Raw genomic sequence first — 21,081 nt, 5'->3', positions numbered from 1 at the left:
TTGAAGTTCCTGCGCTACCTGCTTCTGCTGGCGGTGCTGGCAGGGGTGGTCTGGCAGTTGCCGATACTCTGGGAGCTTGCCGTGGCGGCAGCCATCGGCGGCGTTTACTGGATTTTCTTTCGTCTTCCGCCGCCGGCCGACTAGGCTGGGATATCCGGCACCAGCATTGCTTCCAGCAAAAGAATGCGGTCTTTCAGTGCCAATTTGCGTTTCTTGATCCGGCGCACGAGCAGATCGTCGGGCGGCGGGTTTTCAACCAAGTGAGAAATGACCTGGTCGAGATCACGATGTTCGACCTGCAATTCCTGAAGCTGGTGACGGATATCTTCCTGCTCCTCGTCGGTCAATGTTTCAATGGCCATGGACTCTTCCTGACAGCATGCGATGTTTTGCTAGAATAACCCGAACAATTCATTGGAGGAGAGAGAAATGCAACATCATGTGATCGTGTCTTTTGGCCGCGACAGGGAATTCGATTTCAAGGTTTTCGGTGGCGCTCCGGCCGATGAGGCGCGGCAATGGTTTGACCACGAATTCACCGTGCTTGAGTGCGATGTGGCGACCCCGACCGGCAAGATCCTGGCGGTCGATCGTATCCTCAGTGTTGCAAAATACGCTGGCGAAGAGCGTTTTCGCGACCAGAAGATCTGGGCCGAACAGTTCGCCAAGAATACTGCCGCCATCCTTGGTCGCGACCTGATCCGGGTCGATGTCGAGCACTACAGTATCGGTTATTGATGAACAAGGCGTTTGTCCGGGAAAGTGACGGCGATGACGATGAGGAACTCGAACCATCGCTGAAGCTGCCCAGCGGAACGCGCAATTACATTACGCCGGGTGGTCATGCCCGGCTGAAGTCCGAACTCGAGCACCTCGTCAAGCGCGAACGACCGCAGGTCGTTGAAATCGTTGCCTGGGCCGCCTCGAATGGCGATCGTTCGGAAAATGGCGATTACATTTATGGCAAGCGGCGCCTGCGCGAAATCGATCGGCGCATCCGTTTCCTGACCAAGCGCCTCGAAATTGCCGAGATCGTCGACCCTCTGCGCCAGGGGAGCAACGACCAGGTATTTTTCGGGGCCCGCGTGACCGTCGCCGATGCCGACGGCGCTGAAAATACCTACACCATTGTCGGCGTGGACGAAGCCGACGTGGCGCACGGTCGAATCAGCTGGATTTCGCCGCTCGCCCGGGCGTTGATCAAGTCCCGCGAGGGCGACAGCGTGCGGTTCCAGAGCCCGGTCGGTATCCGGGAAATCGATATTGTCGAAGTCATCTACGAAACGCTCGATTGAGCCGGAAACGTTTCGGGGTGTCAGGTAGCGGCTGCCATGGATTGCCCATGCGGTGTGCCGGGCGGATTTTGCCGGACTCGTTCGACAATGTCTTAGAATCGTCTCTTCACTGATTTTTTCTCGGATAGATCGTTATGTTTGCTTTGAAAGTCCCCGTTCGCGCCTGGTTTGCTACCTTGTCACTGGGCTGTCTGGGTCTGGTCGCTGCAGGTATGGTGCTGCAGGATCTGTTTCGTCTGGCGCCGTGCCCGCTGTGTATTTTCCAACGCCTGCTCTATATCGTGATTGGCGGGCTGGCCCTGCTCGGGGTCTTGTGGCCGCTGGCTCGCCGTGGCTGGGCGGCGTTGATCGGCGGACTCGCCTTGCTTGGTGCGGGAGTGGCCGGCTACCAGACGTGGATGCAGGCTTTTCCGGAGTTGGCCACCGAGTGCGGCTATGCCGAGCCCAATGTGATTGAGCGTCTTGTCGACTGGCTGGGCATGCAATGGCCGTCGATGTTTCTGGCTACCGGCTTTTGTTCCAGCCGCGATTGGGTTTTCCTCGACCTGTCGATGGCCAACTGGTCGTTGCTGGTGTTTGCCGGCATCCTTGTTTACGCCGGTTTGTTGATCGTTCGCCGGCCCTAAAAAAACAAAACCCGCCGAAAGGCGGGTTTGTCGAAAGCTGGAGAAAGCCGAATTACTTCAGCTTCACTTCCTTGTAAGCAACGTGCTTACGGGCCTTCGGATCGTACTTGTTGAACTCCAGTTTGCCAGGCGTTGTGCGCTTGTTCTTGGAGGTGGTATAGAAGTGTCCGGTACCAGCTGTGGATTCCAGCTTGATTTTTTCGCGACCGCCTTTAGCCATTTTATTTATCCTTCCTTAATCAGACTTCGCCGCGGGCACGCAGATCGGCCAGGACGGTTTCGATGCCGTTCTTGTCGATAAGGCGCAGGCCGGCGTTGGAAACGCGCAGGCGGATGAAGCGGTTTTCACTTTCGACCCAGAAGCGGCGATACTGCAGATTCGGCAGGAAGCGACGCTTCGTTCTATTGTTGGCATGGGAAACTTTGTTCCCAACCATCGGGGCTTTACCCGTTACTTGGCAGACTCGCGCCATGATTGGTGCTCCAGAATTCGCTAGAAGAAAGCCCGTGAGTATAACCAAAACTCCCTAATCATTTCAAGGGGTTTCACTATTTTTATAGCAATCCCCGCTCGGCGAAGGAGAGCGGGGGGGTATTGCCGGCGACAATGAAGTGGTCGAGAACTTTGACATCGACCATGGCCAGCGCCTCTTTCAGCACGCGCGTGAGCATTTCGTCGGCCCGCGAGGGTTCGGCAACGCCGGACGGGTGGTTGTGCGCCAGGATGACCGCAGCGGCATTGTGGGAGAGGGCGGTCTTGACCACTTCGCGCGGGTAAACCGAGGTCTGCGTCAGTGTCCCGGTGAATAATTCGTCCGCTTTCAATAGGCGATTCTGGGCATCGAGCCAGAGCGCCATGAAGACTTCGTTCGGTCGCGTTGCCAGCTTCAGGCGTAGCCAGTCGCGTACCTTGCCGGGTGAGGAAAAAGTGTCGCGTGCCGACATTTCCTGGGCCAGGGCGCGGCGGGCCAGTTCAAAGCTGGCCTTGAGCTGCGCCGCCTTGGCCTGGCCGATGCCGGAGACACTGGCCAGTTCTTCCAGCGAGGCGTCGAGCAGCGTGCTTAGGCGGCCGTCGAACCGTTGCAGCAGATCGCGCGCCAGATCGACGGCGCTTTTGCCGCGGATGCCCACACGCAAATAGATAGCCAGCAATTCGGCATTGGAAAGGGCCGCCGGACCATGTGCCAGCAGCCGTTCGCGCGGTCGTTCGCCCTCCGGCCAGTCGGTGATCGCCATGCTATTTCCAGTAGAATGGATGAGCTCATATTCTAATGGCGATGACAATGGAATTACAGGGAAAGCGTATCGTTCTTGGCGTGACCGGCGGCATTGCCGCCTACAAGGCAGCCGAACTGGTTCGATTGCTTGGCAAGCAGGGCGCCGACGTGCAGGTGGCGATGACCGAAGGGGCAACCCATTTCGTGACCACCACCACTTTCCAGGCGCTCTCCGGCAAACCGGTGTTCACCGACCAGTGGGATGCCCGCATGCCGAACGCGATGGCGCATATCGATCTGTCGCGCCAAGCCGATCTGATTCTGGTTGCGCCGGCCTCGGCCGATTTTCTCGCCCGTATCGTGCATGGCCTGGCCGATGATCTGCTGGCGACCATGGTGTTGGCGCGCGATTGCCCGCTGCTGGTGGCCCCGGCGATGAATCGCCAGATGTGGGAGAACCCGGCAACGCAGCGCAATGTGGCGCAATTGAAGGCTGACGGCATTCAGATCCTCGGCCCGGCCAGTGGCGAGCAGGCCTGTGGCGAAGTCGGCGCCGGCCGCATGCTGGAACCGGCCGATATTCTTGAAGAAGTGATCGCCAGCTTTTCGCCCAAGCTGCTGCTCAGCAAAAAGGTGCTGATTACCGCCGGCCCGACATTCGAGGCCATTGACCCGGTGCGCGGCATTACCAATCTGTCGTCCGGCCGCATGGGCTATGCCGTGGCGCGCGCCGCCCGGCAGGCTGGGGCGAGTGTCACGCTGGTCTCCGGACCGGTCGGGTTATTGCCGCCCCAGGGTGTCGACCGGATCAATGTGCGCAGCGCGCTGGAAATGCATGCGGCGGTGATGGCCGAGGCGACCGCTGCCGATATTTTCATTGCCGTTGCCGCTGTGGCCGATTATCGGGTCGCCAGCGCAGCGGAACACAAGTTGAAGAAAGATACGGGCGGCATTCCGGCGCTTGAACTGATCGAGAATCCGGATATTCTGGCCGAGGTCGCCGCGTTGCCTGATGGCCCGTTCTGCGTCGGGTTCGCCGCGGAAAGCCGGAATCTGGAGGAGTATGCCCAGGCCAAGCGGCGCAAGAAGAATGTGCCGCTGATCGCCGGCAACCTGATCCAGGAAGGCTTTGGCGGTGAAGACAATCGTCTGGTGCTGTTCGACGATGCCGGTGTGCATCCGTTGACGCCCGCCCCGAAAGCCTTGCTGGCCAGGCAGCTGATTGAACATATTGCAAATTTGACAGGGAAAAGCTGATGCATCGTATTGATGTCAAAATCCTCGACAACCGCCTGCGCGAGAGTCCGCCGCATTACGCGACCCCGGGCTCGGCCGGCCTCGATCTGCGCGCCTGCATCGCGGCGCCGCTGCATCTGGCACCAGGCCAAACGGTGCTGGTTCCGACCGGGATGGCCATTCATCTGGCCGACCCGGGGCTGGCGGCGATCATCCTGCCGCGCTCCGGGCTGGGCCACAAGCACGGCATCGTGCTCGGCAATCTGGTCGGCCTGATCGATTCCGACTATCAGGGCGAGTTGATGGTGTCGACCTGGAATCGCAGTCACGAGAGCTTCACGCTGAATCCGCTGGATCGGATTGCCCAGTTGGTGGTGGTGCCGGTGCTGCAGGTCGCCTTCAATATTGTCGACGACTTCGATGCCAGTACGCGCGGCGAAGGCGGGTTCGGCAGTACCGGAAAGTCCTGAGTTCGCTCTGGCCGGGTCAGACCCGGTCAGAAGAGCTCGATATCGCCATCGCGGTTGTTGTTTGCCGCATTGCCTGATTTGACGGCATCGGCCTTGACGTGCGAATTGACCAGCAATTCGACCAGCCGCTGGCTGCGCTTGCGGAAGCGTTGTAGTCCATCCGTCTCGCCCTGGTCGTGATGCAGGCTGAGGAAGGCGTGCATGTATTCGCCGACGTTGGTGGTCCGCTGGCTAATCCGGCTGATCATTTGCGTCACGATGTCCTCGAACTGCATCGCCATGACCCCTTCCTGGGTCAGGTTGTGCATTTGCTCGGTGACTGCGGTGATGTGGCTCGAATGTTGGCGGGCCCGATCGGTTAGCTCCATCAATTCGCTGCCTAGTTCATGCAGCGTCGCCTGCGATTTCTCGGCAATGCTCATGTCGATATTGGCGGCTTCCGATATCCGAACGCCGACGTCGCGTAGCGAGTTCAGGATGTCGGCCAGCGCCTTGCGGATATCGACATTGAAATCGCCGGTGCGGGCCGCCAGGTTGCGCACTTCGTCGGCGACGACGGCGAAACCGCGGCCGGCTTCACCGGCCCGTGCGGCCTCGATCGCGGCGTTGAGCGCCAGCAGATCGGTTTGCTTGGTGATGCCGGCGACATCGTTGAGCGTCGTGTTGATCTGGCCGACCTGATTCTGCATCAGCTCGAAACTGTGGGCGACGCCCTGACTGGTGGCTCGCAACTGACTCATCTTGTTGACGAACTCGCCAATCAGCGCGTTGGTTTCGTCGAAAAAGCGCTGCAGGCCGGCTTGTTCCTGGATATGGCTGTCGTCCGAGCCGGTCATTTGCAGCATTTCATCGATCAGCGACCGCAGGATCTGACGTTGATCGGAAGACTGGGATTCGAGGCCGGTCAAGCTGCCGGAAAGCTTGTTGACTGACGTGCGGATGATTTCCTGCGCTTCCAGCGTGTCCTTTTCGAGCGAAGTGAACTGCAGTTCCGCATGGGCCATCGCCTCGTTGGAGAGGACATGGTATTCGGACATGACATTTTTCAGTTCGACGATATAAGCCTCCTGGCGACTTTTCCAGTGCTTTCGCTGGCCGAAGGAAAGGATGATGGCAAGGGCCGACAGGGCCGCGACGAGCAGGAAAAAATGCCCCGAAACCGGGCCGGCGATCAGGAACCAGAGCCACAGCCCGAGGCCGGTGGCGACCGACAGCCAGATCAGCAGGTCATCTATTCTTTGCATGGCGGGGTCCCTGAAACGTCTTAATCCGGCATTGTACGGTGGGGGATGCCCACCGTGACACGGATATTGCTGCTTTCGGCCTGCTGTGTGCAGCCTTACCCCATCGTCTTCAGATGCTGGATGATCTCGCCGGCCATCGGTTGGGCGTCGCCGTAGAGCATGCGGCAATTGTCGGTGTAGAACAGGGCATTCTCAACCCCGGAATAACCCGTACCCTTGCCGCGCTTGATCACGATGACGTTGTGCGCCTGATCGGCGTTGAGGATCGGCATGCCGTAGATCGGGCTGGCCTTGTCGGTGCGGGCGCTCGGATTGACCACGTCGTTGGCGCCGATGATCAGCGCGACGTCGGCCTGGCCGAACTCGCCGTTGATTTCCTCGAGATCGAAGATCTTGTCGTAGGGCACGCCGGCCTCGGCCAGCAGCACGTTCATGTGGCCCGGCATGCGCCCGGCCACCGGGTGGATGGCGAACTTCACCTCGACCCCGGCTTCCTCGAGGATCGAAGTCATTTCCCAGACCTTGTGCTGGGCATGCGCCACCGCCATGCCGTAACCGGGCACGATGATGACCTTGCCGGCGTAGCGCATCAGCGCCGCGGCATCGAGGGCGGAGAGTTCCTTCATCGTCCCTTCGATCGCTTCGCCACCGCCACTCGCCACCATCGGGGTGAACAGGATGTTGGAGATCGGCCGGTTCATCGCTTTGGCCATCAGCTGGGTGAGCAGCGTGCCGGCGGCGCCGACGACGATGCCGGCAATGATCAGCGCCGGGTTGCCGAGGACGTAGCCCTCGAAGCCGACGGCCAGGCCGGTAAAGGCATTGAACAGCGAGATCACCACCGGCATGTCGGCGCCGCCGATCGGCAGCGTGACGATCAGGCCGAGGACCAGCGCGACGGCGAAGAAGATGTAGATCAGCTCGGGGTTGGCCGGAGCCAGCGCGATCATCGCCGCGCCGAGGCCGAGGGCACTGAGGGCGAGGACGACATTGACGACGTTCTGGGCCGGCAGCCGGTAGGCTTTCTTCATCAGGCCCTGCAGCTTGGCGTAAGCGACACAGGAGCCGGTGAAGGAGACCGAGCCGATCAGCGCGCCGAGCACGGCCAGCGTCGTGGCGACCGGGCTATGCACGTCGCCCTTGGCGAACTCGATGGCGGCAATCGCCGCCGCCGCCCCGCCGCCCATGCCGTTGTAGATGGCGACCATCTGCGGCATGTCGGTCATCTTGACCCGTTTGCCGGAAATCCAGGCACTGGCGGCGCCGAGGCCGAGGGCCAGGGCCATCAGCGCGAGGTTCTGCAGGCCGGGCACGAGGAAGGTGCCGGCGATGGCGACGAGCATGCCGTAGCCGGCCCAGACGATGCCTTTCCGGGCACTGGCCGGGGAGCTCATGCCTTTCAGGCCGAGGATGAAGAGCAGTGCGCCGACAAACCAGGCGCCTTGGACGTAGATCGGGAGCGTCATGCTCAGGCTTCCTTTTTCTTGAACATGGCGAGCATGCGCTCGGTGACGACGTAGCCGCCGGCGGCATTGGCGGCGCCGAGGGCGACGGCGAAGAAGCCGATGGCCTGTTGCACGACAGTATCGGCGGTGCCGAGCATCAGCATGGCGCCGACGACGACGACGCCGTGGATGAAGTTGGAACCGGACATCAGCGGCGTGTGCAGGATGACCGGCACCTTGGCGATGATCTCGTAGCCGGTGAAGGCGGCGAGCATGAAGATGTATAAGGCGAGCAGGCCGTCCATCAGGCTTCTCCAAAAACTTGTTTGACGGTTGGATGAACGGTGACGCCGTCCTTGCAGAGCAGCGTGCCGGCGACGACTTCGTCTTCCCAGTCGAACGCCAGTTCGCCGTCCTTGATCCATGGCGAGAGGAAGTTGTAGAGGTTCTTGGCGTACAGCTCGGAGGCGTGGGTCGGCATGCGGGACGGCAGGTTCAAGGGGCCGTGGATGTTCACGTCGTTGGCGATGACGTGCTCGCCGGGCTGGGTCAGCGCGCAGTTGCCGCCGGATTCGGCGGCCATGTCGACGATGATGGCGCCGTATTTCATCCGGCCGATCATCTCGGTGGTGATGATGATCGGCGCTTTCTTGCCGGGGATGGCAGCGGTGCTGATCACCACGTCGGCGGCGGCGACGGCCTTGGCGAGTTTCTCGGTCTGCTGCGCCTTCTCCTCGGCGGTCAGGTCGCGGGCGTAGCCGCCGGCGCCGTCGGCCGAGACGCCGGTATCGACGAACTTGGCGCCGAGCGATTCGATCTGTTCCTTGGCGGCGGCGCGCACGTCATAGGCTTCGACCATCGCCCCGAGGCGCTTGCAGGTGGCGATCGCCTGCAGGCCGGCGACGCCGGCGCCGATCACCAGCACGCGGGCCGGCCGGATGGTGCCGGCGGCGGTGGTCAGCATCGGGAAGAACTTGGTACAGCGGGCAGCGGCGATCAGGCCGCATTGGTAGCCGGCACAGGCGCCCTGGCTGGACAGGGCGTCCATGCTCTGGGCGCGCGAGATGCGGGGGAGCAGTTCGAGGGAGAAGGCGGTGATCTTGCGGGCGTTGAGGGCGGCGAGGCGGGCCTTGTCTTCGAAGGGCTTGAGCAGGCCGATCAGCACCGCGCCTTCCGGCAGCGCGGCGATTTCGTCCGCCGACGGCGGCGTGACGCGCAGGATCAGTTGGGCCGGGCCGTAGGCTTCGGTTATGCCATTGACCAGGCTGACATCGGCATAGTCCGAGTCGAGGAAATGGCTGTCGGTGCCGGCGCTTTGTTCCATGCGCAGGCTGGCGCCGAGGGCGGCGAACTTCTTGGCTGTCTCGGGAACCAGGGCGACCCGGCTTTCGCCGGACGTTCGTTCCCGGGCGACCGCAATGTGCAGTGGCATGCTGTTTTCTCCAGATTGGTTTTTTTGCGATGCTATCCGGTATTTCGGATTTTTCTGATCACTTTGTTCAGTTCACATCCGGCGGGCTGTTGCAAAAGCGCAGTTCCTGCGGATAGGGAAAGAAATCCTCGACGTGGCCCTGCCGGATTTTTTGCTGGGCATCCTGCCAGAATTTGGCGGAGAGCAGGTCGGCATGGTAGTTGTGGAACACTTTGCGCAGCGTCGGCGAGGCGAGTAGGAAGGTGCTGAATTCTTCCGGGAAAACATCGTTCTTGCCGACGGCGTACCAGACTTCGCCGGACATTTCGGTCTCGAAGTCCGGGGCCGGCGGAATCTGGCGGAAATTGCAGTCGGTCATGTATTCGATTTCGTCGTAATCGTAGAAGACGACGCGACCGAAACGGGTGATGCCGAAATTCTTCCACAGCATGTCGCCCGGGAAGATATTGGCCTGGGCCAGTTCGCGGATGGCGCTGCCGTATTCCTTGATGGCGTGTTCCAGCGCCTCGATGTTGTTGGTCCGTTCGACGCGTTCGAGATGGATGTTGAGCGGTTCCATGCGGCGCTCGATGTAGAGGTGCTTGATGATCAGCGTTTCGCCATCGATTTCGAAGCAGGAGGGCGCCAGCGTTCGCAGTTCTTCCATCACCTCCTCGTCAAAACGCTTGAGCGGGAAGGCGGCGTTGGAGAATTCCAGCGTATCGGCCATCCGGCCGACGCGGTCGACCTGTTTGACCATCAGGAACTTCTTCTTGACGGTGGCGCGGTCCATGTTCTTGGCGGGACCAAAGACATCCTTGATGATCTTGAAGACGTAGGGGTAGGACGGCAGCGTGAACACCAGCATGACCATGCCGCGGATACCGGGGGCCATGATGAATTTGTCTTCCGAATGGTGCAGGTGATAGATGAAATCGCGGAAGAACATGGTTTTGCCCTGCTTGCCCAGGCCGAGCATGATGTACAGCTCGGAGCGCGGCTTGTTGGGCAGCACGGCGCGCAGGAACTGGACGTAGCCAGAAGGCACTTCCATGTCGACCATGAAGTAGGCGCGCGACAGCGAGAAGAGCAGGCCGATCCGCCAGGCATCGAGCAGTACTGTGTCGAGGTAGAGCTTGCCGTTTTCATCGTGCAGGACCGGGATGGCAAAGGGATATTCCGCGGCGCCGTTGATCGCCTTGCCTATGATGTAGGCCGCCTTGTTGCGGTAGAAGGCCGAGGCCAGCACCTGGATCTGGAAATTCACCTCGCGCGGCGGCATGCCTTTCAGAAAGGCGCGGATGGCGTGGTAAACATGATTGACGTCACGCTCGAGGTCGGCGAACGGACGGTGCCAGTTGAAGTCCTTGACGATCGCGGTGATGGCGCCGCGCACGCCGTCTTCCTTGGCGTAGTAACTGCGGTAGGTGGGATCGTTGTCGGCTTCGATATTTTCGGTGGACAAGGTCGGCCGGACGAAAATGAAATCGTTGCGGAAATAGTCGCGGTGCAGGATCCTGGTCGTCACCGAATTGAAGAAGGTCTCGGCCAGTTCGGGCTGCTTGTGGTTGAGCAGCAGGCCGATGTAGAGCAGCTTGATCTGCTGCCAGGTCGAGTCGTCGATGTGCTGGGCATCGAATTCGTCGCGCAGGCGTTCGACGCATTCGTCGACCCGGTCATCGTAAAAGCGGATGCGCTCCTTGACGGCCTTGTGTACGCCCAGCCAGTCGCCCTGTTCGAAGCGGGTCTTGGCCTGCTTGCTGGTTTCGCGGAAGAGTTTGTAGTGCTTGTTGAATCCCTGGATCAAGGCCAAAGCGATCTGGTGCGCATTGGTGCCGTAGAGGCCGACTGAGATCTTCATGCGATGTCTCTCCTGACTGGGACGGCCAGTTTAGCATTGGGCCGGGATGCACTAATGGCTGACAGGCTGGCCTCCTTTGCTTCATAATCGTGCACGCTACCGGTGGCAGGTAAGCCCTCATCCGGTAACCTGCAGAGGAGACATTCGACGCTAACCCAAGTCGTCCAATAACACGCATGGAGTGGATATGGCATCTCACATCACGGTTCCCCAAGGTGGTCAGAAAATCGTTCCGGGACAGGCTGTCCCGAACAATCCGATCATTCCCTTCATCGAGGGTGACGGCATTGGCATCGACATCACCCCGGTCATGATCAAGGTCATCGACGCCGCTGTGGCCAAGGCCTATGGCGGCGCCAAGAAAATTCACTGGATGGAAGTTTTCGCCGGCGAAAAGTCCACTCGCATCTACGGTCCGGATGAGTGGTTCCCGAAGGAAACCTTCGATGCGCTGAAGGAATACTCGGTCTCCATCAAGGGGCCGATGACGACGCCGGTCGGTGGCGGCATCCGCTCGCTGAACGTCGCCCTGCGCCAGGAGCTCGATCTCTACCAGTGCGTCCGTCCGGTGCAGTACTTCAAGGGCGTGCCATCGCCGCTCAAGCACCCGGAGCTGACCAACATGGTCATCTTCCGCGAGAACACCGAAGACATCTACGCTGGCATCGAATGGGCCGCCGAATCGGAAGGTGCCAAGAAGGTCATCGATTTCCTGCAGAAGGAAATGGGCGTCAAGAAAATCCGTTTTCCGGCGACTTCCGGCATCGGCATCAAGCCGATCTCCGTCGAAGGCACCACCCGTCTGGTCCGCGCCGCGCTCAAGTACGTCATCGCCAACGACCGCAAGTCGCTGACCATCGTGCACAAGGGCAACATCATGAAGTTCACGGAAGGCCTGTTCCGTGACACCGCCTACAAGGTGGCCCAGGAAGAGTTCGGCGCCGAGCTGGTCGATGGCGGTCCGTGGTGCAAGTTCCGCAATCCCAATTCCGGCCGCGAAGTGATCATCAAGGATTCGATCGCCGACGCCTTCCTGCAGCAGATCCTGCTGCGTCCGGCCGAGTACGACACCATCGTCACCACCAACCTGAACGGCGACTACATCTCCGACGCGCTGGCTGCACAGGTCGGCGGCATCGGCATTGCGCCGGGCGCCAACATCTCCGACCAGTACGCCTGCTTTGAAGCGACCCATGGCACCGCGCCGAAGTACGCCGGCCAGGACAAGGTCAACCCGGGTTCGCTGATTCTCTCGGCCGAAATGATGCTGCGCCATCTCGGTTGGGTCGAAGCCGCCAACTTGGTTATCAAGGCCATGGAAGCAGCGATCGGCGACAAGCAGGTGACCTATGATTTTGCCCGCCTGATGGATGGGGCCAATGAACTGTCCTGCTCGGCTTTTGGCGATGCCATGATCGAGCGCATGTGATTTTGGCGCAACAATGCTCGAGAGCAGCCCCCGCAAGGGGGCTTTTCACTTGAGGCCGGGAATTTTTGGTGCCTGGCTAGTGCCTGCAGGCCGTCCGGCTACGGCGGTACCTGATATGTTCAGCAGCTCGTTTTAGGCGTAATCGTGACGTTCAAGGATAGAAATCCCGGATTTTCAACGAAGCTGGCGCTGACGGTCGGTCTCTTGGTGGCGCTTGCCGTTGTCTTCGTGTTGTACGCCAGCGCCGAGAAACGTATCGATCGGGCCAACGAGCGGCGGCATGTTTCGATGCTGCTGGCCGATGAATTGCGTCACTCCTCGGACGATCTGACGCGCATGGCACGCACCTATGTCGTGACCGGCGACCCGGTGTACCGGCAGCGCTATCAGACTATTCTCGACATCCGCGATGGCAAGCAGCCGCGGCCGGCCGATTATCAGAATATCTATTGGGATCTGGTCGTCGGCGATCAGGTGCCGCCGGTGCCCGCCGGGAGTGCGACGATCGCGCTGCTCGACCTGATGCGGCAGGCCGAATTCGGCGCCGAGGAGTTCCGTCAACTGACGGAAGCCAAGGCAAACTCGGATCGCCTGACGGCGCTGGAAATCGAAGCGATGAATCTGGTCGAGACCGGCGGCCCCGCCGCCGAGGCCAATCGCGAAAAGGCCCGCCAGATGCTGCACGGCGCGTCCTATCATCAGGCCAAAGCCGGGATCATGCGGCCGCTGCATCAGTTCAATCTGCTGATGGGCAAACGCACGCTGGATATGGTTCAGTCGGCCGAAGTGCGGGCGACCATTTTTCGGCTGATCTTCGTCGCCTTTGGCCTCAGCGTCGTTACCATGCTGTGGCGGACCTATGTCGCCTTGCGCGAAACGCTCGGCGCTTCCGCCGAGGAAGTCCATGCCCAGATCGTCCGGCTTGGCCAGGGCGATTTTTCGCCGCCCGATCAGGTCTTGCCGACTGTTGAAGACAGCGTGATCGGCTGGCTGGCCGAGACCCGGCTCAAGCTGAACGAGCTGCAAACCGCCCAACGGCAGGCCGAGAGCGATCTGGCGCAACGGACTCGTGAATTGCTGCTGCACAATCAGGTGCTTCATCTGATCAGTAAAGGCGCGCCGCTGCCCGATGTGCTGCAAGGCTTGGCAAGTCGCGTCGAAGCCTTGCACCCGGGGGCCCTGTGCTCGATCCTGTTGCTCGATGAAGACGGTCGGCATCTGCGTCATGGCGCGGCGCCGAGCTTGCCCGACTTCTACAATCAGGCGATTGACGGCGTGGTCATCGGCGATGGCGTCGGCTCTTGCGGAACGGCGGCTTTCCGCGGCGAGCGGGTGATCGTCGAGGATATCCAGCAGCACCCGTTCTGGGCGCTTTACCGCGATCTGGCCGCCCAGGCCGGCGTCCAGTCGTGCTGGTCGCAACCGTTCAAGAACCGCGATGGGCGGGTCCTCGGCACCTTTGCCATCTATCACCAGCAAGCTACCTCTCCTTCGGCTACCGAAATCGGCCTAATCGAAGACTATGCCAGCTTGGCTGGCCTCGCTGTCGAGCGTGCCCGAACCGAAGAGGCGCTCGGCAAAAGTCAGCAACGCTATCGGCTGATTGCCGACAACAGCAGCGACGTGATCTGGCTGCTCGATCTTCCCGGCATGGAATTCTCTTATATCAGTCCGTCCGTCCAGCGCTTGCGCGGCTGGACGCCGGAGGAAATCATGGCCCAGCCGTTTGCCGCCGCCCTGACGCCGGAATCGTTGCGGCGGGTAGAGGCGGCCCTGGCGGATAGCCTCGAACGGCTCGCCCAGGGCGATCAAACGGCGCGCTCGGGAAATCTCGAGATCGAGCAACCCCACAAGGATGGCTTTGTCATATCGACCGAAGTGGTCACCACCATCCTGCTCGATGCGGCCGGCCAGCCGAAGCAGATCATGGGCATCACCCGCGACATCAGCGAGCGCAAGCAAGCCGAGGCGGAACTGGATCGGTATCGCCACCATCTGGAACGCATGGTCGAAGAGCGCACCGCTGCGCTGTCGGTCGCCAAGGAGGCGGCGGAAGCTGCCAACCGCGCCAAGAGCACGTTCCTGTCAAATATGAGTCATGAACTGCGGACGCCGATGAACGCCATCATGGGCATGACCGATCTGGTGCAGCGCCGGGCCAGCGATCCGAAACAAAGAGATCAGCTGGCAAAAGTCGCGCAGGCCTCGCGTCATCTGCTGGCCGTCATCAATGACATCCTCGATATCTCGAAGATCGAGGCGGAGCGCCTGAAGCTGGAGGTCGTCGCCTTCAAGCTGGGCGGCGTCATCGAAAATGTGCTCAGTCTGCATGCGCAGAAAGCGGCCGAAAAAGGCTTGCCGCTGCTTGTCGATATGGCGCCCGGCCTTGCCGAGCGTGAGGTGCAGGGTGATCCGATGCGCCTTGGCCAGATCCTGATCAACCTGACGACCAATGCCATCAAGTTTACCGAGACCGGAACGGTGACGATCCATGTGCGGCTGGTCGAGGAAAGTGCCGACGACGTACTGCTGCGCTTTGCCGTCAAGGACAGTGGCATCGGTATTTCGGCCGACGATCAGCAGCGCGTGTTCAGCGCCTTCGAGCAGGCCGATGGTTCGATGACCCGGCAATACGGTGGTACCGGCCTTGGCCTGGCGATCAGCAAGCGTCTGGCGCAACTGATGGGGGGCAGCATTGGGGTCGAAAGCGAACCCGGGGCCGGCAGCACCTTCTGGTTTACCGCTCGTTTGCGGCAAGGGCGCGGTCGCCTTGCCGGTTCGCCCGGTCAGCTCGAGTCGTTCGCCGAGCAGCGCATCCGCGCCGGCTATCGCGGCATTCATGTGCTGCTCGTCGAAGACGAGCCGATCAATCAGGAAGTGTCGCAGGCCTTGCTCGAAGAGGCCGGCTTTCTCGTCGATCTGGCCGGAAATGGCGAGGCCGCGGTCGCCGCGGTCAAGGCCGGCGATTACGATCTGGTGCTGATGGATGTGCAGATGCCGATCATGAACGGCATCGATGCCACCCGGCTGATTCGCGCGCTGCCCGGGCGGAGCACCCTGCCGATCATTGCCATGACCGCCAATGCCTTCGCCGAGGACCGGCAGCGTTGCCTTGACGCCGGGATGAACGATCACGTCGGCAAGCCGGTCGACCCGGCGGTGCTCTTCGAAACCTTGCTCAAATGGTTGCCGCCGCTTGAGCCGACGCGTTGAGTCCTTGCCGGGTCCGATTTTGAAGCCATTGAATCCCCATCCGATCGCCGTTTTCGATTCCGGCCTGGGCGGCCTGACGGTGTTGCATGCCCTGCGCGCCAGACTGCCGCAGGAAGATTTCTTTTACTTTGCCGATACCCGCTTTCTGCCTTACGGCGACCGGCCCGAAGCCTTCCTCAAGGAGCGTGGCGTGTTGATCGCCGAGGCGCTGGTCAGGCGCGGCATCAAGGCCCTGGTCATCGCCTGCAATACGGCCACGGCGACGGCGGCCGAAGCGATCCGGGCGGCGACCGCGTTGCCCATCGTCGCCCTCGAGCCTGGTGTCAAACCGGCGGCGGCGCTGACCAGGAGCGGGGTGATCGGCGTCCTGGCGACGACGCGAACCTTGCAGAGCGAGCGTTTCCAGCGACTGGTCGGCAACCACGCCCAGCACAGCAAGGTGGTGACGCAGGCCTGTCCCGGGCTGGCCGAAGCGATTGAAAACGGCGGCCCGGACAGCCCGGCGGTGGCCGCCTTGCTCGATGCCTTTGTCGCGCCGCTGGCGGCGGCGGGGGCGGATGTCGTGGTGCTCGGCTGCACCCACTACCCCTGGGTGGCCGAGGCCATCGCCCGGCGCATGCCGCCCGGCGTGGCGCTGCTTGATACCGGGGAACCGGTCGCCCGCCAGCTCGATCGACTGCTCGGTGCAGCCGGTCTGCTGGGCGGCGGGCATGGCCATCTGACGGTGGCGACCAGCGGTGCGCCGGCCAAGGTTAGCGCGACGGTCGACCGCCTGTGGGGGCAGCATCTGCCCGTCGAACACTGGGAACCTTGAGATCGGCGCAGGACAATGGCCGGCCCGGGTTGTCCGGTGGCAAAAAGTGCCGAACTGAAGGTCGATGGGGCGCTTTGAAAGCGCCCCGTCGGCTGGTCCTGCGGTGCTCCGTCAACGCGGAGCGGGCTGGGTCAGACGGTAAACTTGCCGATCAGCTGCTTGAGATTGGTGGCGATGACTTCCAGCTGGTGCGCCGTCTCGGCAGTGCCCCGGATCGTTGCCGTCGTTTCCTCGACCATGTTGGCAATCTGCTCGACGCGCTGGGCAATCGAGGTGCTGGCCGCGCTTTGTTCCTGCGTCGCGTCGGCCACTTCGCCCACCCGCTCCAGGGTGCGCCGGGCACCATCTTCAATGGCTTGCAGGGACTCGGAGGCCGAGGCCGACAGCTGCACCCCTTCCTGAACTTCCGGTAGCGCCGCGTCCATCGCGCCGACGGCACCGATGGTGTCGTTCTGGATGCCGTTGATCATCTGCTCGATTTCCAGCGTCGCGCTCGAGGTGCGCTCGGCCAGCTTGCGCACTTCGTCGGCAACCACCGCGAAGCCCCGGCCCTGTTCGCCGGCCCGCGCCGCTTCGATGGCCGCGTTGAGGGCGAGCAAATTGGTCTGGCCCGCAATGTCCTTGATCACGTTGGCGATCGACGAAATCTGGTTGGCCCGCTCTTCCAGCGCACGAATTCGCCCCGACGCATCGGATACCGTCGTGGAGATTTTCTGGATCGCCTGCGATGCCTGGTTTACCCGGCTGCTGCCCTGGCCGGCCAGTTCGACGGCATCCCGGGTTTCGCGTGAGGTTTCCCGGGCGCTGTCCGAAATATGGTTGGAGGTTACGGTCAGTTCCTCGATCGCTGCCGCCATCGCCGACGTCGCATCGGCTTGTTGCTCGGCTGCCTTGGCCACCTCGTCGGAGGCGCGGGCGATATCTTCCGCGTTGTTGACCAGGGTGTTGGCATCCTTGTTGATTGCGCCGACCAGCTGGCGGAGCGACCCAACCATGCTGCCCAGGGCATGGAGCAGGCTGCCGGCTGGCGCATTGTCGAGCTGCGCGGTCAGGTCGCCACCGGCGACGCGCTGCATGATTTCACTGGCGATCTGCGGCTCACCACCCAGCTGGCGCAGAATGCTTGAACTGACCTGCCAGCCGACCAGGCTGAGCAAGACCAGCAGGCCGAGCGAGATGCCGCCGAGCAGCATGGCGCCTTTCCGGTATTCGCGATCGACGTCGTCAATGTAGATGCCGGTGCCGATAGCCCAACCCCAGGGGGCAAACTCGCTGGCGTAGGACAGTTTTGGTTCCGGCACCTGCTGCCCCGGCTTGGCAAACCAGTAATCGACAAAACCGCCGCCGTTCCGGGCTGCTGCGGCAAGTTCCTTGATGATCAATTTGCCGTTCGTGTCTTTCATCTCGGCGGCGCTTTTTCCTTCAGCCTCCGGTTTGGGGGGCATCAGGACGTAGTTGAAATTGAAGTCGACGACAAAAAAGTAGTCGTTAGTGCCGTAGCGCAGCGTGCGCAAGACGCCCTTGGCCGCTTTCTTGGCTTCCTCATCGGAGAGCTTCCCGTCCTGGGCCAGTTTGTGATGGTGGGACAGCACGCCCACCGCCACTTCCACCAGGTTCTTGGTTTTGTCCTTGCGGTCTTCGAGCATGCTCGATTTGAGCTGGAACAAGGCGGTCAGACACAGGGCGATCAGTCCGATCAGCGTCAAGCCGATCAGAATCTGCATCCGTGTCGAAACGCGTAGCGAATTTATAGGATTCATGGTTTTCCCCCTGCGCAATGTTGACCGCCTTCATGAGCAGATCAGCAATTAATAATGTTCCTGGTGGATCATACACTAATGATAAATTTATCATTGGTCTGACCCGGCAGGAAATTATTTCAGGCGGAAACTGACCGGTAGCAGTGTCTCGCGTGGCGCATCGGCAGGCAGTGAGCGGAGTGATCGGACTGCCTGCAGCGCCGCCTCGTCGAGTATCCGGAAGCCGCTGCTTTGCTCAATACGGGCGGCTGTTACATGGCCATCGCGATCGAGGATCAGGAGCACCAAGGCTTCGCCTTGCAGGCCTTTTTCGATCGCTTCGGGCGGGTAGAAGAGTCCTTTGCCATGCAATTTTTGAAATTGCCGCCGGACTTCTTGCTGCCATGAATTTGGCGAATGTGCTGTAGTTAAATTTTTTATCGGTTTTGTGGTTTGCTTGGCGGTCTTCGGCTGCGCAGGCGCTTCATCGAGCCTCAGTGGTGCCTGCGGCGGTGGGGCCTGGACCGGTTGCAGGCTGGCCTGCATTGGCGGCGGGGGCGGCGGGGGTGATGGCGCGGGAATCCGTTCCGTAACAAACGGTGCCAGATGCAGCAGTAGTGATGCAGCCAAGGCCAGAGCCAGCCGGTAGCGGGTCCGGATCATGAGAAAATGCGGGCTGGCCTGAGGAGTGAGTGTGTTGATGAGACGAGCAATGAAGAGGTCGGTCGGAAGCAAACTGGCCGCCATGATAGTCGGGATAAGCCTTGGTTTACCGCTGGCGGCGCAACAGGCGGTGAGCTTGCCGACGCCGACGGCGTTTGTAAACAGCCTGGAAGTGGGCGACGTGGCCCAGGCCGAGGCTTGGCTGGCGGCCGGCCTGCCGCCTGATTTCATGGGCAGCCGGACCGGTTCCGGCCTGATGATCGGGGCCTGGGAAGGCAATATCGAATTGATGCGCTTGTTCATTTCGCGGGGCGCCGACATCAACAAGTTGAATGGCAACGGCGAAAGTGCGCTCGTTCTCGCCGCCTGGCGGGGTAACCTGGATGTCGTCCAATGGCTGGTCGACCGCGGGGCGCGTATCAATGCGCCGCGCCGGCAATGGTCGGCGCTGCATTACGCGGTGTTTGCCGGCCATGAAGCAGTGGTCGACTACCTGATGGCCCAGGGGGCCGATATCGATGCCTTGAGCACCAACGGTTCCAGCGTGCTGATGATGGCGATTTACGAGGGGCGGCAGGATCTGGCGCGCAAGCTGATCGAGAAGGGCGCCGACCGGACCCCGAAGAACGACTGGGGCGACGGGGCGCTGGAGTGGTCGATGCGCTACAACCATCTGAACATTGCCCGGATGCTGACCAATCCCGAGGAGTTCAATATTGCGGTCAGCCAGCCCAAGGAAAAATGGGGTGAGCCGAGCCGCTCCGTGCGGATGTCAAAGGAGCTTGAAACGCTGATCGACATGCGTGAGACGCTTGCCGTGCGGGGCATGTCGACCGCCAGCATCGACAAGCGGATTGCTGCCGAGCGGGTGCGTATCGTGCGTAGCGAACTGGATCGCCGCGATGCGCCAGCCCGGGCGTCGACGCTGGAAATAACGGCGAGTCGCAAAAAGCCGGATGAGCAGTCGGCGAAAATAATTTACGACGATCAGGGCAAGGCGGCCGGTTTCAAGGTTCCTGGCACGACCTATACCGGCAAGCCGAAAATGCCGCCCAAGGGGACGGTGAAGAACTACTGATCGAGCGGGCGGTTGCGTACTTCCGGCAGGAAGAACAAGCCGATCAGCGCCGCCAGTATCAGCAGCCCGGTCGGGTACCACAGGCCGGCCAGCGGGTCGCCAAAGTGCACGCCCAGCCAGCTCACCATGAACGGCGACATGCCGCCGATCCAGCCGGCCGACAGGTTGTGCGGCAGGGCAACGGCGGTGTAGCGGGTGCGGGCCGGGAACAGTTCGGGCAGCGTCGCCGTCTGCGGCCCGGTGATGCAGGCCAGCGGGATGACCAGGACGAGCAGGAGCAGCGTGATCATCATGGTGTCCGGCGTGGCTTGCTGGCCGTAATGCAGCAAGCCCTGAAACACCGGATAGATGGTGATGGCGCCACTGATCAGACCGGCCAGCAGCACCGGCCGCCGGCCGATCCGGTCGGACAGCCAGCCGCAGAACAGCGTCGCCGGGAACAGGGCGAGCGTCGACATCATCACCAGTGCGCCGGCTTGGGCGGCCGGCAGATTGACCACCGTCTTCAGGAAGACATTGGTATAGACCTGGGCCGAGAAGAAGAGCAGCGAGCCGCCGGCCGAGATGCAGAAGAACAGCAGGCCCATGCGGCCGAGCGTCTGGCGGTCGCGGAAGCAGTCGCGCAAGGGCGTCTTGGCCAGCCCGTTCTTCTCGCGCAAATGCCGGAAAACCGGCGATTCGTGCAGATTCATCCGGCTCTTGATCGAGACCACCAGCAGCAGCGCCGAGAGCAGGAAGGGGATGCGCCAGCCCCAGGCCTTGAAGTCGGCTTCGCTGAGGAAATACTGCAGGGCGATGATCTGCAGCGTCGACGCCATCATGCCGAGCGGTCCCATCAGTTGCAGTACGCTGGTGTACAAGCCGCGCCGGCCTTCCGGGGCGTGTTCGGTGAGGTAGACGGCGGCGCCGCCGATTTCACCGCCGACCGACAAGCCCTGCAGCATGCGCAACAGCAAGAGCAGGGCCGGGGCGAGCAGGCCGACCTGTTCGTAGGTCGGCAGCAGCCCGACGCAGACGGTGGAGACGCCCATCACGATGATGGTGACGAGGAAGATGGTGCGCCGGCCGTGGCGGTCGCCGAGCGAGCCGAACAGCGCGGCACCGAGCGGGCGGACGATCATGCCGACGCCGAAGGTGCCGAGACTGGCGAGCAGCGCGGCAACCGGGTCGCCGGACGGGAAGAAGAGGACGCTGAAGTAGATGGCCAGCGAAGCGAAGGTCAGGAAGTCGTACCACTCCAGGAAGGTGCCGAAACAGGCGGCGATGACCACTTTTTTCTGGATGGTTTGCTGGGTTTCGGGGCTGGACATGGGGCGGCGGCTGGACGAAAGGGCGCATTA

The 21,081-nt window shown here is 61.6% G+C and carries 22 protein-coding genes; 10 read left to right on the top strand and 12 right to left on the bottom strand.

All coding sequences use genetic code 11. From position 1 onward, the window contains the following. Complete coding sequence (locus KI611_RS16105; RefSeq protein WP_226416663.1) at nt 1-144, top strand: hypothetical protein; 144 nt, start codon at nt 1-3, stop codon at nt 142-144. Here the strand turns inward: KI611_RS16105 and KI611_RS16100 are convergent. Then, nucleotides 141-362 (bottom strand): YdcH family protein, encoded by a 222-nt coding sequence (locus KI611_RS16100; RefSeq protein WP_226416662.1) that lies wholly within the window; start codon nt 360-362, stop codon nt 141-143. The two genes, KI611_RS16105 and KI611_RS16100, sit on opposite strands and share 4 nt — an antisense overlap. A gap of 67 nt (nt 363-429) precedes the next feature. On the opposite strand from KI611_RS16100, the gene KI611_RS16095 reads away from it, so the two are divergent. The 3 genes from KI611_RS16095 (at nt 430) to KI611_RS16085 (ending at nt 1,921) form a co-directional block, all read left to right on the top strand. After that, nucleotides 430-738: a hypothetical protein gene (locus tag KI611_RS16095; RefSeq protein ID WP_226416661.1), complete on the top strand. Its 309-nt coding sequence runs from the start codon at nt 430-432 to the stop codon at nt 736-738. Beyond that, nucleotides 738-1,295 carry a transcription elongation factor GreB gene (greB, locus tag KI611_RS16090; protein ID WP_226416660.1) on the top strand — a complete coding sequence of 186 codons (558 nt, stop codon included), beginning with the start codon at nt 738-740 and terminating at the stop codon, nt 1,293-1,295. The genes KI611_RS16095 and greB overlap by 1 nt, the downstream gene beginning before the upstream one ends. A 134-nt stretch (nt 1,296-1,429) precedes the next feature. Further along, entirely contained in the window at nt 1,430-1,921 is a 492-nt protein-coding gene (locus tag KI611_RS16085; RefSeq protein WP_226416659.1) for a disulfide bond formation protein B, read from the top strand. A gap of 52 nt (nt 1,922-1,973) precedes the next feature. Here the strand turns inward: KI611_RS16085 and rpmG are convergent, their stop codons facing one another. The 3 genes from rpmG to radC all read right to left on the bottom strand — a co-directional run bounded on the left by rpmG (nt 1,974) and on the right by radC (nt 3,157). Continuing rightward, nucleotides 1,974-2,141 (bottom strand): 50S ribosomal protein L33, encoded by a 168-nt coding sequence (rpmG, locus tag KI611_RS16080; RefSeq protein WP_226416658.1) that lies wholly within the window; start codon nt 2,139-2,141, stop codon nt 1,974-1,976. Nucleotides 2,142-2,160: 19 nt separating this feature from the next. Then, nucleotides 2,161-2,394 (bottom strand): 50S ribosomal protein L28, encoded by a 234-nt coding sequence (gene rpmB / locus KI611_RS16075; protein ID WP_226416657.1) that lies wholly within the window; start codon nt 2,392-2,394, stop codon nt 2,161-2,163. Nucleotides 2,395-2,476: 82 nt separating this feature from the next. Beyond that, nucleotides 2,477-3,157: a RadC family protein gene (radC, locus tag KI611_RS16070; RefSeq protein WP_226416656.1), complete on the bottom strand. Its 681-nt coding sequence runs from the start codon at nt 3,155-3,157 to the stop codon at nt 2,477-2,479. Nucleotides 3,158-3,204: 47 nt separating this feature from the next. Here radC and coaBC point away from each other — a divergent pair, with 47 nt between their 5' ends. Continuing rightward, complete coding sequence (gene coaBC, locus KI611_RS16065; RefSeq protein ID WP_226416655.1) at nt 3,205-4,395, top strand: bifunctional phosphopantothenoylcysteine decarboxylase/phosphopantothenate--cysteine ligase CoaBC; 1,191 nt, start codon at nt 3,205-3,207, stop codon at nt 4,393-4,395. Further along, nucleotides 4,395-4,844, top strand: coding sequence for a dUTP diphosphatase (dut, locus tag KI611_RS16060; RefSeq protein ID WP_226416654.1), 450 nt, complete (start codon nt 4,395-4,397; stop codon nt 4,842-4,844). The genes coaBC and dut overlap by 1 nt, the downstream gene beginning before the upstream one ends. A 26-nt stretch (nt 4,845-4,870) precedes the next feature. Here dut and KI611_RS16055 read toward each other — a convergent pair whose 3' ends face one another. The 5 genes from KI611_RS16055 to aceK form a co-directional block, all read right to left on the bottom strand. After that, nucleotides 4,871-6,088 carry a methyl-accepting chemotaxis protein gene (locus tag KI611_RS16055; RefSeq protein WP_226416653.1) on the bottom strand — a complete coding sequence of 406 codons (1,218 nt, stop codon included), beginning with the start codon at nt 6,086-6,088 and terminating at the stop codon, nt 4,871-4,873. 95 nt (nt 6,089-6,183) lie between these two features. Continuing rightward, a complete protein-coding gene (locus KI611_RS16050) occupies nt 6,184-7,554 on the bottom strand; it encodes an NAD(P)(+) transhydrogenase (Re/Si-specific) subunit beta (protein WP_226416652.1) in 1,371 nt (456 codons plus the stop codon). Between the two features lie 2 nt (nt 7,555-7,556). After that, nucleotides 7,557-7,838 carry an NAD(P) transhydrogenase subunit alpha gene (locus KI611_RS16045; RefSeq protein WP_226416651.1) on the bottom strand — a complete coding sequence of 94 codons (282 nt, stop codon included), beginning with the start codon at nt 7,836-7,838 and terminating at the stop codon, nt 7,557-7,559. Then, the gene (locus tag KI611_RS16040) at nt 7,838-8,965 is read right to left on the bottom strand and encodes an NAD(P) transhydrogenase subunit alpha (RefSeq protein WP_226416650.1); all 1,128 of its coding nucleotides are present in this window, start codon (nt 8,963-8,965) and stop codon (nt 7,838-7,840) included. The genes KI611_RS16045 and KI611_RS16040 overlap by 1 nt, the downstream gene beginning before the upstream one ends. Nucleotides 8,966-9,032: 67 nt before the next feature. Further along, on the bottom strand, nt 9,033-10,805 hold the full coding sequence (aceK, locus tag KI611_RS16035; protein WP_226416649.1) for a bifunctional isocitrate dehydrogenase kinase/phosphatase: 1,773 nt from the start codon (nt 10,803-10,805) through the stop codon (nt 9,033-9,035). Between the two features lie 187 nt (nt 10,806-10,992). On the opposite strand from aceK, the gene icd reads away from it, so the two are divergent. The 3 genes from icd (at nt 10,993) to murI (ending at nt 16,261) form a co-directional block, all read left to right on the top strand. Continuing rightward, a complete protein-coding gene (gene icd / locus KI611_RS16030) occupies nt 10,993-12,234 on the top strand; it encodes an NADP-dependent isocitrate dehydrogenase (RefSeq protein ID WP_226416648.1) in 1,242 nt (413 codons plus the stop codon). A gap of 144 nt (nt 12,235-12,378) precedes the next feature. Next, complete coding sequence (locus KI611_RS16025; protein WP_226416647.1) at nt 12,379-15,447, top strand: ATP-binding protein; 3,069 nt, start codon at nt 12,379-12,381, stop codon at nt 15,445-15,447. A gap of 28 nt (nt 15,448-15,475) precedes the next feature. Continuing rightward, a complete protein-coding gene (gene murI / locus KI611_RS16020; protein WP_226416646.1) occupies nt 15,476-16,261 on the top strand; it encodes a glutamate racemase in 786 nt (261 codons plus the stop codon). A gap of 131 nt (nt 16,262-16,392) precedes the next feature. On the opposite strand, the gene KI611_RS16015 is transcribed toward murI, so the two are convergent. Beyond that, complete coding sequence (locus tag KI611_RS16015; protein ID WP_226416645.1) at nt 16,393-18,021, bottom strand: methyl-accepting chemotaxis protein; 1,629 nt, start codon at nt 18,019-18,021, stop codon at nt 16,393-16,395. Nucleotides 18,022-18,135: 114 nt separating this feature from the next. Beyond that, the gene (locus KI611_RS16010; RefSeq protein ID WP_226416644.1) at nt 18,136-18,747 is read right to left on the bottom strand and encodes an energy transducer TonB; all 612 of its coding nucleotides are present in this window, start codon (nt 18,745-18,747) and stop codon (nt 18,136-18,138) included. On the opposite strand from KI611_RS16010, the gene KI611_RS16005 reads away from it, so the two are divergent. Further along, on the top strand, nt 18,746-19,741 hold the full coding sequence (locus KI611_RS16005) for an ankyrin repeat domain-containing protein (RefSeq protein ID WP_226416643.1): 996 nt from the start codon (nt 18,746-18,748) through the stop codon (nt 19,739-19,741). The two genes, KI611_RS16010 and KI611_RS16005, sit on opposite strands and share 2 nt — an antisense overlap. Here KI611_RS16005 and KI611_RS16000 read toward each other — a convergent pair. Beyond that, nucleotides 19,735-21,051: an MFS transporter gene (locus KI611_RS16000; protein WP_226416642.1), complete on the bottom strand. Its 1,317-nt coding sequence runs from the start codon at nt 21,049-21,051 to the stop codon at nt 19,735-19,737. The two genes, KI611_RS16005 and KI611_RS16000, sit on opposite strands and share 7 nt — an antisense overlap. Nucleotides 21,052-21,081: the final 30 nt, after the last annotated feature.

The organism is Dechloromonas denitrificans, from assembly GCF_020510685.1.
Taxonomy (GTDB): Bacteria; Pseudomonadota; Gammaproteobacteria; order Burkholderiales; family Rhodocyclaceae; genus Azonexus; species Azonexus denitrificans_A.
This window is presented reverse-complemented; position numbering and strand designations above follow the sequence as displayed.